This window comes from Bradyrhizobium neotropicale, from assembly GCF_001641695.1.
GTDB lineage: Bacteria > Pseudomonadota > Alphaproteobacteria > Rhizobiales > Xanthobacteraceae > Bradyrhizobium > Bradyrhizobium neotropicale.
Genome location: NZ_LSEF01000113.1, coordinates 108,395 through 121,344, shown reverse-complemented (window position 1 = coordinate 121,344; position 12,950 = coordinate 108,395). Strand labels below are relative to the sequence as shown.

Sequence of the window (12,950 nt, the reverse complement as noted above, 5' to 3'; positions counted from 1 at the left end):
CTTGTCTGGGGTCGCAAGACAGAGCCGCGAGACTCGGGCATGATGATTCCAAATTAGAGACCGAAAGTTAACGGAAAGGCAAATCGGGCGCTTGAAAAAGCCTGTTCACACCCCCCGCGAAGTAGCTGAAATCGTTGCGATTCAGGCGCTCTCTTTTGTCGCGAGCGAGCCTGAGCGGCTGGGCCTGTTCCTGGCCGAGACAGGTGTCGGCCCGGAGACGCTCCGGAGCGCCGCCTCGAACCCGAATTTCCTGCTCAGCATACTCGATTTCGTGCTGCGCGATGACGCGACCGTGAAGGCGTTTGCGGCCGCCTCGGAACTGCATCCGACCAACATTGCCGCAGCGCGGCAGGTGCTGGGCGACGCGCTCGGCGACCGGCCCTGGGAGCGCGACGTGCCGTGAGCACCCTGGAGGCGGCCGGGCCCCGCTGCTTTTGCCGGGATTGTCTGGCCGATCTGGACATGGGGGTGCGGCGGTGCTCCGCCTGCGGTTCCCCTCGCCTCGTCCGCCACCGTGCGCTGTCGGCGCTGACCATCGCCCATATCGACTGCGATGCCTTCTACGCAACGGTGGAGAAGCGCGACAATCCTGATATCGCCGACAAGCCGGTCATCATCGGCGGCGGAAAGCGCGGCGTGGTGTCGGCTGCCTGCTACATCGCGCGCACTTTCGGCGTCCGCTCGGCCATGCCGATGTATAAGGCGCTGGACGCCTGCCCGCATGCGACCGTGATCCGGCCGGACATGGCGAAATATGTCCGCGTCGGCCGTGAAGTGCGCCAGGCCATGCAGGCGTTGACGCCGCTGGTCGAGCCGCTCTCGATCGACGAGGCCTTTCTCGACCTCTCCGGCACCGAACGCGTTCACGGCATGGTTCCCGCAAAAGTGCTGGCGCGCTTTGCCCGCGACGTCGAGCACGACATCGGCATCACGGTGTCGGTCGGCCTGTCCTGCAACAAGTTCCTGGCCAAGATCGCCTCCGACCTCGACAAGCCGCGCGGCTTTGCCGCGCTCGACCAGGAGGAAGCACGCCTGATGCTGGCGGAGAAGCCGGTCGGCTTCATCTTCGGCGTCGGACCTGCGACCCAGGAGCGGCTGACGCAGCGCGGCTTCCGCATCATCGCCGACCTTCAGAAGGCCGACGAGATCGAGCTGATGCGGCAATTCCCGAGCGATGGCCGCCGGCTGTGGCGGCTCGCGCGCGGCATCGACGACCGCCGCGTCGAGCCCGACCGCGGCGCCAAGACGATCTCGAGCGAAACCACGTTCGAGACCGACATCCGCGACTTCGCGACGCTGGAGAAAATCCTGTGGCGGCTCTGCGAGAAGACCTCCTCGCGGCTGAAGAGCAGCGAGCTTGCCGGCACGACCATCACCTTGAAGCTGAAGACCGCCGATTTCCGCCAGCGCACGCGATCGCAGTCGATCGCGGGTCCGACCCAGCTCGCCGCGAAGATTTTTGCGATCTGCCGCGAGATGCTGGCCAAGGAGATCGACGGCACCGCCTTCCGCCTGATGGGCGCCGGCGTCAGCGCGCTGCGCACCGGCTCTGCGGCCGACGACACCGACATGCTCGACCGCCGCGCCGCCCACGCCGAGCGCGCGATCGACGGCCTGCGCAAGAAGTTCGGCAACGCCGCGGTGATCCGCGGCATCTCGTATGAGGGGCCGGAGAAGGCGCCAGAGTGACGTTGGCCGGGCCGAAGTCAGTCGTGCTCGAAGATCCTGGCGCCGGGATAGACGCGCCGGGCGTATTGGACCACCAGATGCCGGTCCTGAGTTGCCAGGAACGGTGTTCGGATCTGACAAGACCCGACGATGAGATGCCACAAGCCGTTGAGCTGTCGAATGATGACGTTCATTGAGCGGCCTCGCAGTGATCCGAGTTGGCTCAAGTGTAAGAATCGCCCGCCCGGGGCTCAATTGTACGAGCGTTAGAGCAGAGCATGAGAAGGAATAGAGGAGATATACAAAGGTATGTTGGCGAGCCCCCCGTTGATTTACGGTGCTGGTGGCTTTCGCAAGAGCTCTCCCTATCCGACGCGCTGATCCAAGATCGTCATTGCGAGCGCAGCGAAGCAATCCAGGGTCCTTCCGCGGCGACACTCTGGATTGCTTCGACGCTCGCAATGACGGGGTGTGGGTTGCAGCGCTGCAACCTGAGAGGCTGGCAATCGTGACAGGCGAACGTGATCTCGACGCGCTGTTGAGGGACATGAAACCGGAGATGCAGGAAGGCACCTTCGTGTTTTGCACGGTCCGGCCGAACAAGCGCCCTCCGGCGGCGGTCCACCCGCTGCTGACGTTCCGCGAGCAGGAAGGAACCACGCTCGTGATCCAGCGTGAAGAGGCCGAAGCGGCGGGACTACGCTACGCGTTCGCCGCGCGCCTGATCACCTTGACGATTCATTCCGCACTCGATGCAGTGGGTCTTCTGGCCGCGGTCACGTCGCGTCTGGCCGAATCCGGCATCAGCGTGAACGCCGTCTCGGCCTTTTATCACGATCACCTCTTCGTGCCCACGGACAGGGCCGACGAAGCTCTGGCTGTTCTGCAGGCGATGTCGAAAGCGAAGCAAAGGTAGCCCGCATTACGCTGCGCTCCATCCGGGCTCGAAATTCGAGGCCTCAATCCGCGACCGCGACCGCTTCGATCTCGATCATCCATTCCGGCGCGGCGAGTGCGGTGACGCCGACCAGGGTGCTGGCGGGCGGGTCCATGCCTTCGAAGAAGACCGAGCGGGCCTTGCCGATGATGGGACGGAGCTCCGGCTTGTAGTTCACCACGAAGGTGGTGATCTTCACGATGTTGGCGTAGCTCGCACCGGCCGCCTTCAGCGCCAGGCCGAGATTCTGCATCACCTGCGTCGTCTGCGCGGCGAGATCGCCCTCACCGACCACGCGCCCCTCCTCGTCGACGGACACCTGCCCGGAGATGTAGATGGTGCGCGCACCGGAGGCCGTGACGACGTGGGAATAAGCCGGATTGTGATGCAGGCCGCTGGGACGGAGATGATCGAGCTTGGGCATGATGCTGGTTCCCTGGCATTTTTTAGTTGGGTGCAAGCTTATCCGGATCGCGACTTCCGGACCAGCCGGAAGATGCGACGGACCGCGCCCTCGCGCTGCTATCTCTCCCGCATGCTTTCGTGCCGGTACCGCGCCAGCGGCGACAAGAGATAGCTGATGATCGTACGGGTCCCTGTCTTGATCTCGACGCTCACGGCCATGCCGGGTGAGAGACTGACGTATTTGTCCTCGATCAGCATTCGGTCCCGGCTGGGGGATATCCGGGCCGAATAGACCAGCTCCTGCCCCTTGGGTTCGCTGCTGTCCTGCTCGGTGCCCGCAGACTTTTCACCGCTCTTGTCCAGCGGCTTGTCGCGCGTGATCGCATCGTGCGACACGCTCGAGACCTTGCCGTCCAGCAGGCCATACCGGGTGAAATTGAATGTATCGATCTTGAGCGCCACGTCCTGGCCGACCTCGATGAACCCGATGTCGCGGTTCGACACCATCGCCTCGATCTCCAGCCGGCTCTCCAGCGGCACGATCACCATCAGCGCCTGCGCGGGCGTAACGACACCGCCAACCGTGTGGATCGCAAGCTGCTGGATGACGCCATCGACGGGAGCGGTCAGGCGCTGAAAGCTCTTCCTCTGCTCGGCCTTGACGACATCCTGCATGAGACCCGCAGCCCTCTGCTCGGCTTTTGCGAGGTCATCAGACAGCGAGCGCTGATATTCGGCCGTCGTCTTCGTGCTGGTCTCCGCCAGCGCGGCCAGAGCTGCATCAGCCTCCTTGTAGCGGCTCTTTTGAACCAGAAGCTCCTGCTGCTGGCCCACCAGATCCTGAAGTTCCTGGAGATAGAACAGCTTCGATCCCAATTCCTTGTCGAACAGGAGCTTGCGCATATCGACCCGCTGTTGCAACAGAGGGATGGTTGCCTCGAGCTTGCCGATCGAGGCCGTGATCGTCGCGCGCTCGGCTTCCTTCTGCGCGACCTGATGTTCGATCGATGCGAGCTTGGCGTTCTGTTCGACAGTCTGGCTGGACAGAAGCCGTCGCTGGACCCGCACGAGGTCGGCGGGAGCGTTCTCGGGTGGTTGGAAGTTCGCAACTGGATCACCGGCATCGGAAAGAGCCGCGCGCAACCGCGCCGCCTCGAGCTGCGCGCCTGCAAGATCGCTCCTGAGATGCCCAAGCTCAGCCTCGTTCATCGTGGAGTCGAGATCGACCAGCACGTCCCCCGCCCGCACCGTCTGGCCATCGACGACCTTGATGGCGCGCACCACGCTGGTTTCGAACGGCTGGATCACCTTGGTTCGGCCGCTCGGAATGACCTTGCCCGGCGCTACCGCGACGATATCGACGGTCCCGAGGCAAGCCCAGACGATCGCCACCGAGAAGGCGGCGACGATCACGGCACCGACAGCGCGCCCGACGGGATTGGGCGGCGCCTCGACGATCTCCAGCGCGGCCGGCAGGAATGCAATCTCGTCCTTGCCCCTGGCCGGCGCCTTGATGACCGGGAACGGCACCACCCCGCTAGCTGATTTCATGCAACCCTGCCTGCAGCCGGAACAGCGTGGCGTATCGCCCGCCTGTCTTGATCAGCTCCTCATGGGTGCCGTCCTCGATCAGGCGGCCACGGTCCATCGTGATGATCCGGTGGGCCATGCGCAGGGTCGAAAGGCGATGCGCGATCACGAAGACCGTGCGCCCTTTCGCGATCTGCGCCATGTTCTGCTGGACGATCCGCTCGCTCTCATAGTCGAGCGCGCTCGTGGCCTCATCGAGGATCAGGATGCGGGGATTTGTCATGAGCGCCCGCGCGATGGCGATCCGCTGTCTTTGACCACCCGACAGCGTGCTCCCCTGCTCGCCGACGACCGTGTCATACCCTTCCGGAAGTTCGAGGATGAACTCGTGCGCTCCGGCAAGGTTGGCGGCTTCGATCACCCGCTCGATGGGCATCGCCGGATCCGCGAGCGCGATGTTGTCGCGAACGGTGCGGTTGAACAGGATGTTCTCCTGCAGCACGATTCCGATCTGCCGGCGCAGCCAGCTTGGATCGACCATCGCCAGATCGGTGCCGTCCACCAGCACACGACCGCTCTCCGGCACATAGAGCCGCTGGATCAGCTTGGCGAGCGTGCTCTTTCCCGATCCCGACGTGCCGACGACCCCGACGAACTGCCCCGCCGGCACGTTCAGGCTCACGTCGCTGAGAATCTCCGGACCGTCGATGCGGTAACGAAAGGTGACATGCTCGAACCTGATGTCGCCGCGGATCGCGGGCAAGGCCGCTCGCCCGGGCGTGTACACCGGCTCCGCCGCCGTGTTCAGAATGTCGCCCAGACGCTGAACCGATAGTCGCGCCTGGTGGAAATCCTGCCAGATCTGCGCCAGACGAAGGACCGGCGTACTGACGCGGCCGGCCAGAAGATTGAAGGCGACAAGTTCGCCAACGGTCAGATCGCCACCGATGACGAGCCTCGCACCGAAATATAGGATTGCGGCCGTCGCGACCTTGCTGACGAACTGGATGGCCTGGCTCGCGGTGTTGCCGAGACTGATGACGCGAAAGCTCGCCGCCACGTAGCTCGCGAGCTGCTCCTCCCAGCGCCGCTGCATCTGCGGCTCCAGCGCCATCGCCTTCAGGGTCTCGACGCCCGTGACGCATTCGACCAGAAATGCTTGGTTCTCCGCGCCACGCTGGAATTTCTCGTCGAGACGCCAGCGAAACGCGGGACTGACACCAGCCGAGATGGCGATGTAGAACGGGAACGCGGAGAGCGCCACCAGCGTGAGCAGCGGCGAATAGAACCACATCACCGCGAGGAAGACGATCGTGAAGAAGAGATCGATTGCGATCGTGAGCGCTGAACTGGTGAGAAAATTGCGGATGTTCTCCAGCTCCCGCACCCGCGCCACCGAGTCACCGACGCGACGCGCCCGGAAATATCCGATGGGAAGCGCCAGAAGATGCCGAAACAGCCGCGCGCCCAACTCGACGTCGATGCGGTTGGTCGTGTGCGAAAACAGGTAGGTCCGGAGCGTTCCGAGGATCGTTTCAAAGACCGCGATCGCAACCAGGCCGGTCACGATGACGTCCAAGGTCGTCATGCTGCGATGGACGAGCACCTTGTCGATCACGACCTGGAACAACAGCGGGGAAACCAGAGCGAAGAGCTGGAGGAACAGCGACCCGACCAGGACCTCGCCGAGCAGCCGCCGGTATTTATGGATCGCGCCCAGGAACCACGTGATGTCGAAGCGCCGGGACAGGTCGGTCAGGGGCGCTCGCTTGGCGATCAGGATCGCCCGGCCATCCCACGCTTCCTCGAATTCGGCCCGGGTCATGAGATCCGGTTTCGGGGCGTCCGGCACCTGGACGATGATCTTGTCGTGCCCGGCCTTGCCGAGCAGCAGAAACCCGCCGTCGCGCAAAACTGCGATGCATGGCATCGGCATCCCGGCAAGCCGATCCCAGGTCGCGGCGACCGCCCTCGCCTTCAGGCCGAAGCTCTTCGCGCAGCGCAAGACCTCGGTGACGCCGAGCCTGTCGCCGAATTGATGCCGGATCTGGTCCGGGCTTGCCCCCACGCCATTCAGGCGCAACAGGGCAACGATCGCGTGAAGGCCAGGATCGGCGGGCAGTTCACGGGCTGCGCCCTCAGCCATGCGCAGCACCGTCATGTTTCAACTCCGTTACCCGCGGACACCCCGGCGGGCTGGTTGTCGGCTCCATAGATCCCCTCATCGGGCACGCTGCGAGCAACCGCGCCCAAAATCATATGATATCTTATCGATATATGTTATATACGACGAATGCGACTCACATACGAACGTCGATTCAATTACACGGCATACGCCGATGCCGTGATCAAGGGCGCCCTCGCGTCAACGCCAACTGCATCTGGCTGACCTTCATTATCCATTATCGGGCTCGCGGCGCGCCTGCAGCACCCGGAAAATAGGAGCCGCGTGGTACTTATTATCGAGGACGCATCGGTCAACGCCTGATGATCCACCGCGACATGACGCTGGCATCGTTCGACGGGACTCTAATGCGGCAATCCGACGCGTCAGCGCGACGCGATATCACATAACAATGGATGGGAATAAACCATTACTCACCGTGTTATGATAACAAAATTGACTTGTATATCGTAACTGGACGCGCGATCGAGAAGACCCCGGGCTTCGGGATGCGAGAACGGAAATTGGACACAATGAATTTTTCCAGGAGAATGCGATGACTGAGACAGTACAACCGGGCGATACCTTGGAGGTCGGCTCGGGGGCAACCGCTGACGGGACCTTGGTCCTGTGGAACGGTACGCTCGAGATCAACGCCGGTGGCACGGCCAGCGGAACGGTCGTCAATGGCGGCGGCCTGCTGGTGGTGGACTCCGGTGGAACCGCCGTCGATTCCTTCCTCGGCGGACTTGCCGTCGAGAACGTGTTCGGCACCGACATCAACGCGACGGTCGCCGGCGGCGCCGTCATGAACATTTTCAACGGTGGCAAGGCGATCGGCACCACCTTGGACGGCGCCACTCAGAACGTCTACTCCGGCGGAACGGCCAGCAACACCACGGGCGGTGGCGTTCAGGCCGTCTATGACGGCGGTATCGCGACGGGGACCAACCTGAGCGCCGGCGCCCAATGGGTCTATTCCGGCGGCATGGCCAGTGGCACGACGCTCGGCAACGGCATCTACCAGGCCGTCTATGGCGGCGCGACCGCGAGCGCCACGACCATTGCAGGTGGCCAGGAGGACGTCCTCGGCACCGCGAACGACACGATCATGACCAGCGGGTGGCAGTTTATCGGAGCCGGTGGTGTCGCAAACAACACGACCATGTCCGGCGGGTTCGAATATGTGCTGGCCGGCGGCACCGCCAACGGCACGACGGTGCGCGGCGGATCCCAGATCGTATGGGACGGCCTTGCGAACAATACGGTGATAAATGGTGGCACAGGCACGCAGACCGTCCTCGGCGGGGGCGTCGCCAACGGCACGGTCGTCAACAGCGGAACGCAGAACGTGGAAGCCTACGGTCTGGCGGTGGGCACCACGGTGAACCACGGCGGCTACGTAGTCGTCACCTCAAGCGGCTTTACGAGTGGCTCTGTCATCAACAACGGCGGCTACGAATTCGTCAGCGCAGGAGGAACCGCAGCGGGAGGGATCATCCATCACGGTGGCTATGAAATCGTCAGCGCTGGTGGGACCTCCGAGTCGGCGACCGTCTATGCCGGCGGCTACGAGGTCGTCGACACCGGCGGCATCTCGAAAGACGCAACCGTGCTGACCGGCGGCTACGCCATGATCCAGGTCGGAGGCCTGGCAACGAACATGGTCATCAGCGCCGGATACCAGTTCGTCTACGGCACCGCGGACAACACCACGAACCTCGGTGGCACCGAATACATCTATGGCGTCGTAGACAATGCCGAGATCGGAAATCGCGGTAAGGAAAACGTCATGGGCGTCGCCAACGGCACCGTCGTGAACAGCGGCGGCCTCCAGACCGTGACGGGCGGCATCACCAACGGAACGATCGTCCACAGCGGTGGCGTTGAGCTCGTGAACAGCGGCTTGGCCAACGGCACGATCATCTCCGGTGGTCTTGCGCATATTGCCGTGGGTGGCGCGGCGATCGACGTCACGTTCCAGGGCGAAGGCGGTACGCTTCAGCTCGACGCCTCCGACCTGTTTTCGGGGCAGATCGCGGGCTTCGGCGACACCGACATCATCGACCTCCGGGACATCGCCTTTGGCGCAGGGACGACGTTGGGCTATGCGGCCGCCCCCGGCAATGCGGGTGGCACGCTGACCCTCAGCGACGGCTTCAATTCAGCTTCGCTGATCCTGCTCGGCCAATACTCGGCCGCGAACTTCGCGCTGGCTTCGGACGGACATGGCGGCACGATGATCACCGAGCACATGGCGGTGGCACAGGCGAACCTAGCGCCCAACGCCCTGGCGGCCTGACGGCAGAACGCGCGGCGGGGCCCCGGCTCCGCTAGCTCCGAAATATCGAGGGCGCGGTCTCGCCGAGGCCGCGCCCTTTTTTCTCACTGCTGGAATGTGCCAGCGCGCGGAACTTCGCCCTCAATTACAGGGCTTGCTGTCCTTCACGTCGAACTTGCCGAGCGCGCCGGAGATCACAAAATCGTTGTAATCGAGCACGAGCTGACGGGAGACGCCGTTTTCGTAGAGCTCGAACGACATCGCATAGACCGGCGTCTGCTCGCCTTCCTTCTGCTGCACGTCGCGGTCGAAATAGCTGACGGTGACGGGCCAGCGCTTGAGCGACTTCATGTGCTCGTCGGTGGTCGACGGGTCGGACGAGATGGCGCGGTCGGCGGGGATCGGCTGGCCGATCACGGTCAGCGTGTTGTAGACCTTCTGGCCATCATCGGAGCCGTCATAGACGGAGAGCTCGAGCAGCGACTTGCCGTCCTTGGCGGCGGCGATGATGCGCTGGATCTGCTCGGTCGGAAACACGATCTTGCCGTCGAGGGCAAAGCTCTTTGGCGCCGGCAGCTTCAGCTTGACGTTAATATGGTCGCCGTCGCGCTCGGCGGAACCGTCGACCTTTGCGGCCTCCGTCTCGTTCATGCGCGTCTCGATCCTGAAGCGGTAGCTCTTGCCCGCGGCGTCCTCCCAGGAATTGGATCGGAGATCGCTGAGCGTGACCTTGCCCTCGCCGCTGTCGAGCTCGGAGACCTGGCGGAATTCGGAGGTGTAGCCCTCGCAAGAGTTGCCGGTGAAATTGTAGAGGATGCGGCCGCGCGCGCTGTTGACCGAGTTGGAGCGCGATTTGGCGAGACTCAGATCATAGAGCGCCTGATGCGCGAGAAACGGGCCGCTCGCGGCCTGCGCCCCGCCGCCCGGGCCGAAAGTGGCCGCAGCGAGCGCCATCACACCGAGCGAAGTCCGGAAAAGGTGCACCATGTCTATTCCCTGGGGAAACGCAGATTCGACACTTTAATGACCGTCCCATTGCGTCGCAACTGCGGCCGTTTCACGTAAAGTTGCGGCCTCGCGTTGAACCTCCTGGACTGCCTCAACAAAATGCAGTTCGCCGCCGGGCTGCCCACCCGCCCCACCGGCTTGCTTGCATGTGGCTGCCCAATGGGCGAAACAGGCCCGGCCCGGCCGCAAACTGAAAGCGGCCGGGGCGGATGAATTCTCGGACACTTCCTGGACATCGAGGTCGAACATGGCGGGCACGGTCGAACAGAAACTGGCGGAACAGGGCATCAAGCTGCACGAGGCGCCCACGCCCGTGGCCAACTACGTGCCGTTCGTGCGCACCGGCAACCTCCTGTTCGTCTCCGGGCAGGTCTGCTTCGACCCCGCCGGAAAGCTGATCGCCAAGGGCAAGCTCGGGGCCGGCGTCACCATTGAAGACGGTGCCGCGGCGGCGCGGGGCTGCGCCATCAACCTGCTCGCCCAGGTCAAGGCGGCGCTCGGCGACCTCGACAAGGTCGTGCGCGTGGTGCGCCTCGGCGGCTTCATCAACTCGGCGCCGGATTTCGTCGACGGACCGAAGGTCCTGAACGGCGCCTCCGACCTGATGGTTGCGGCGTTCGGCGACAAGGGCCGCCACGCCCGTACCACCGTCGGCGTCGCTTCGCTGCCTGCGGATGCGGCGGTCGAGGTCGAAGGCATCTTCGAGGTCGCCTGATCTGAGGGAGCAAGCAGCGTGCGTGCTCCGGATTGGCTGACAGCGCGGCCGGTCGCCCATCGCGGCCTGCATGACATTTCGCGCGGCATCGTCGAGAACATGCCGGGCGCCGTGCAGGCGGCGATCGCGGGCAATTTCGCCATCGAGGTCGACATCCAGCTCACCGCCGACGGCGACGCCATGGTGCATCACGACCATGCGCTCGGCCGCCTCACCGAGGCGACCGGCGAGCTGATCGAGAAGACCGCGGCGGAGCTGAAGGCCGTCACGTTCAAGGATACGTCCGAGCGGATGATGTCGCTGCCCGACCTCTGCACCATGGTCGCGGGCCGCGTGCCGCTGGTGATCGAGGTGAAGAGCCATTTTGCCGGCGACCGCAAGCTGGTGAGGCGGATGGCGGAGGTGCTGTCGTCCTATCAGGGGCCTGCCGTCGGCATGTCCTTCGATCCCGACCAGGTGCTGGCGCTGCGCGAGCTGTTGCCCTCGCGCCCGCGCGGCATCGTCGCGCAGCGGACCTATGAGGACGAATACTGGGCTTATCTGACGCAAGAACAGCGCGACAGCATGCTGTACCTGCGCCACGGCCTTCAGACCCAGCCGCATTTCGTCGCCTTCAAGGTCGACCACCTCCCCGCACCCGCGCCCTGGATCGCGCGGAATGTCTTCGGCTGCGCCCTGCTCGGCTGGACCGTGCGCACGCGCGACCAGCGGACGCGGGTTGGGCAATATGCCGACCAGATGATCTTTGAGGGGTTCGTGCCGTAGGGGCACGGCACACTTCCTCCATCGTCATTGCGAGGAATTGGGCACGGTGCCTCCCCAACGTCGTCCTGGCTTTCGCCAGGACGACGTGTTGGGATGGTCTTGCCCGAAATGGCGAGCGCTGCCTTCGCGGCACCCCGGTTCCCGCCCCCTTGAAGTCGCTGCTGCGATGCACGATGTTTGGCTGGGACCGTTCAAGACACACGATGGCATCATCCGAAATCACGCTCGAGGCCGTACCTTCCATCGGCGAAGTCTCGCCAGAGGATTGGGACGCCTGCGCCAATCCCGCCAGACGGTGCAATGGGTCTGGCCCGGGAACCTCATCTCCCCTCCCAGGCGATTCGGCCGGCCTCCCAAGAGCCGCCTATAACCCGTTCGTCTCCCACGCGTTTTTCGCGGCGGTTGAGAAATCGGGTTCGGCGACGCCGCGCACCGGCTGGGGCCCGCGGCATCTCGTGGCCAAGATCGACAGCCGCGTCGCAGGCGTTGTACCCTGCTATCTGAAATCGCATTCGCAGGGCGAGTACGTCTTCGACCGTGGCTGGGCGGACGCCTATGAGCGCGCCGGCGGGCGCTATTACCCGAAGCTGCAAGTCTCGGTTCCCTTCACGCCGGCAACGGGGCCGCGGCTCCTGATCCGCGACGGCGTAGACCGCGACCACATCGCGGAGGCGCTCGCGAGCGGGCTGGTCGCGCTCTGCGGCGTCAGCAAGGCCTCTTCGGTGCACGTTACCTTTGCGCGCGAGGACGAATGGAAGCTGCTCGCAAGCCACGGTTTCCTGCAGCGAACCGACCAGCAGTTCCACTGGCACAACGAGGGCTTTGCGACCTTCGACGATTTCCTCAGCACGCTGAACTCGCGCCATCGCAAGTCGATCAAGCGCGAGCGGCGCGACGCGCTCGCTGCCGGCATCAGCATCCACTGGCTCAGGGGCAGTGACATCACCGAGGACGCCTGGGACGCCTTCTTCGAATTCTACATGGAGACCGGCTCGCGCAAATGGGGCCGGCCTTACCTGACGCGCGAGTTCTTCTCGCTGATCGGCGCGACCATGAGCGAGGATGTGCTGCTGGTGATGGCGCGGCGCAATCACCGCTGGATCGCGGGTGCGATCAACTTCGTCGGCTCGGACACGCTGTTCGGCCGCAACTGGGGCGCGGTCGAGCATCATCCGTTTCTGCATTTCGAGGTCTGCTACTACCAGGCGATCGACTTCGCGATCAAACACGGACTCGCGTATGTCGAGGCTGGCGCGCAGGGCGAGCACAAGATCGCGCGCGGCTACCTGCCGCGGACGACGCATTCCGCCCACTTCATCGCCGATCCAGGCCTGCGCCGCGCCATCGATGATTACCTCAAGCGCGAACGCGCCTATGTGGCGGAAGCCGGCCGCGAGCTCGCCGAGCTAGGACCGTTCCGGAAAGGCGCGGACGAGGCGCCTTGACGCCTTCTCCAAGGTGATGACAGTAAGGCCGC

The 12,950-nt window shown here is 64.1% G+C and carries 12 protein-coding genes; 7 read left to right on the top strand and 5 right to left on the bottom strand.

The features are described 5' to 3' along the window. Nucleotides 1–91: 91 nt before the first annotated feature. Together AXW67_RS36870 and AXW67_RS36865 are read left to right on the top strand one after the other, a co-directional pair. Nucleotides 92–403 carry a DUF3572 domain-containing protein gene (locus AXW67_RS36870; protein ID WP_027553079.1) on the top strand — a complete coding sequence of 104 codons (312 nt, stop codon included), beginning with the start codon at nt 92–94 and terminating at the stop codon, nt 401–403. After that, complete coding sequence (locus AXW67_RS36865) at nt 400–1,689, top strand: DNA polymerase IV (RefSeq protein WP_063681847.1); 1,290 nt, start codon at nt 400–402, stop codon at nt 1,687–1,689. The genes AXW67_RS36870 and AXW67_RS36865 overlap by 4 nt, the downstream gene beginning before the upstream one ends. Nucleotides 1,690–1,706: 17 nt before the next feature. Here the strand turns inward: AXW67_RS36865 and AXW67_RS43410 are convergent, their stop codons facing one another. After that, nucleotides 1,707–1,862 (bottom strand): hypothetical protein, encoded by a 156-nt coding sequence (locus tag AXW67_RS43410; RefSeq protein ID WP_198024740.1) that lies wholly within the window; start codon nt 1,860–1,862, stop codon nt 1,707–1,709. A 314-nt stretch (nt 1,863–2,176) separates the two neighbouring features. On the opposite strand from AXW67_RS43410, the gene AXW67_RS36860 reads away from it, so the two are divergent. Next, nucleotides 2,177–2,584, top strand: a complete 408-nt coding sequence (locus AXW67_RS36860) for an ACT domain-containing protein (RefSeq protein ID WP_063681871.1) — start codon at nt 2,177–2,179, stop codon at nt 2,582–2,584. A gap of 43 nt (nt 2,585–2,627) precedes the next feature. On the opposite strand, the gene AXW67_RS36855 is transcribed toward AXW67_RS36860, so the two are convergent. The 3 genes from AXW67_RS36855 to AXW67_RS36845 form a co-directional block, all read right to left on the bottom strand. Next, on the bottom strand, nt 2,628–3,029 hold the full coding sequence (locus tag AXW67_RS36855; RefSeq protein WP_027553076.1) for a RidA family protein: 402 nt from the start codon (nt 3,027–3,029) through the stop codon (nt 2,628–2,630). 98 nt (nt 3,030–3,127) lie between these two features. Next, complete coding sequence (locus AXW67_RS36850) at nt 3,128–4,561, bottom strand: HlyD family type I secretion periplasmic adaptor subunit (protein WP_063681846.1); 1,434 nt, start codon at nt 4,559–4,561, stop codon at nt 3,128–3,130. Next, entirely contained in the window at nt 4,548–6,701 is a 2,154-nt protein-coding gene (locus AXW67_RS36845) for a type I secretion system permease/ATPase (RefSeq protein ID WP_430648747.1), read from the bottom strand. Before AXW67_RS36845 ends, AXW67_RS36850 begins: the two co-directional genes overlap by 14 nt. Before the next feature lie 559 nt (nt 6,702–7,260). Here AXW67_RS36845 and AXW67_RS36840 point away from each other — a divergent pair. After that, a complete protein-coding gene (locus AXW67_RS36840; protein WP_082908167.1) occupies nt 7,261–9,006 on the top strand; it encodes an AIDA repeat-containing protein in 1,746 nt (581 codons plus the stop codon). A 120-nt stretch (nt 9,007–9,126) separates the two neighbouring features. Here the strand turns inward: AXW67_RS36840 and AXW67_RS36835 are convergent, their stop codons facing one another. Next, nucleotides 9,127–9,972, bottom strand: coding sequence for a cell envelope integrity EipB family protein (locus AXW67_RS36835; RefSeq protein ID WP_063681844.1), 846 nt, complete (start codon nt 9,970–9,972; stop codon nt 9,127–9,129). 268 nt (nt 9,973–10,240) lie between these two features. On the opposite strand from AXW67_RS36835, the gene AXW67_RS36830 reads away from it, so the two are divergent. The 3 genes from AXW67_RS36830 to AXW67_RS36820 all read left to right on the top strand — a co-directional run bounded on the left by AXW67_RS36830 (nt 10,241) and on the right by AXW67_RS36820 (nt 12,918). Continuing rightward, nucleotides 10,241–10,708 carry a RidA family protein gene (locus tag AXW67_RS36830; protein ID WP_027553071.1) on the top strand — a complete coding sequence of 156 codons (468 nt, stop codon included), beginning with the start codon at nt 10,241–10,243 and terminating at the stop codon, nt 10,706–10,708. A gap of 18 nt (nt 10,709–10,726) precedes the next feature. Further along, nucleotides 10,727–11,473: a glycerophosphodiester phosphodiesterase gene (locus AXW67_RS36825; protein ID WP_063681843.1), complete on the top strand. Its 747-nt coding sequence runs from the start codon at nt 10,727–10,729 to the stop codon at nt 11,471–11,473. 203 nt (nt 11,474–11,676) lie between these two features. Beyond that, nucleotides 11,677–12,918 carry a GNAT family N-acetyltransferase gene (locus AXW67_RS36820; RefSeq protein WP_082908166.1) on the top strand — a complete coding sequence of 414 codons (1,242 nt, stop codon included), beginning with the start codon at nt 11,677–11,679 and terminating at the stop codon, nt 12,916–12,918. Nucleotides 12,919–12,950 lie beyond the last annotated feature (32 nt).

What these genes read in the sequence shown, in the direction of transcription:
- AXW67_RS36850 (WP_063681846.1), bottom strand. Translation starts at nt 4,561, where the DNA reads ATGAAATCAGCTAGCGGGGTGGTGCCGTTCCCGGTCATCAAGGCGCCG.
- AXW67_RS36835 (WP_063681844.1), bottom strand. Translation starts at nt 9,972, where the DNA reads ATGGTGCACCTTTTCCGGACTTCGCTCGGTGTGATGGCGCTCGCTGCG.
- AXW67_RS36855 (WP_027553076.1), bottom strand. Translation starts at nt 3,029, where the DNA reads ATGCCCAAGCTCGATCATCTCCGTCCCAGCGGCCTGCATCACAATCCG.
- AXW67_RS36830 (WP_027553071.1), top strand. Translation starts at nt 10,241, where the DNA reads ATGGCGGGCACGGTCGAACAGAAACTGGCGGAACAGGGCATCAAGCTG.
- AXW67_RS43410 (WP_198024740.1), bottom strand. Translation starts at nt 1,862, where the DNA reads ATGAACGTCATCATTCGACAGCTCAACGGCTTGTGGCATCTCATCGTC.
- AXW67_RS36820 (WP_082908166.1), top strand. Translation starts at nt 11,677, where the DNA reads ATGGCATCATCCGAAATCACGCTCGAGGCCGTACCTTCCATCGGCGAA.
- AXW67_RS36840 (WP_082908167.1), top strand. Translation starts at nt 7,261, where the DNA reads ATGACTGAGACAGTACAACCGGGCGATACCTTGGAGGTCGGCTCGGGG.
- AXW67_RS36845 (WP_430648747.1), bottom strand. Translation starts at nt 6,701, where the DNA reads ATGACGGTGCTGCGCATGGCTGAGGGCGCAGCCCGTGAACTGCCCGCC.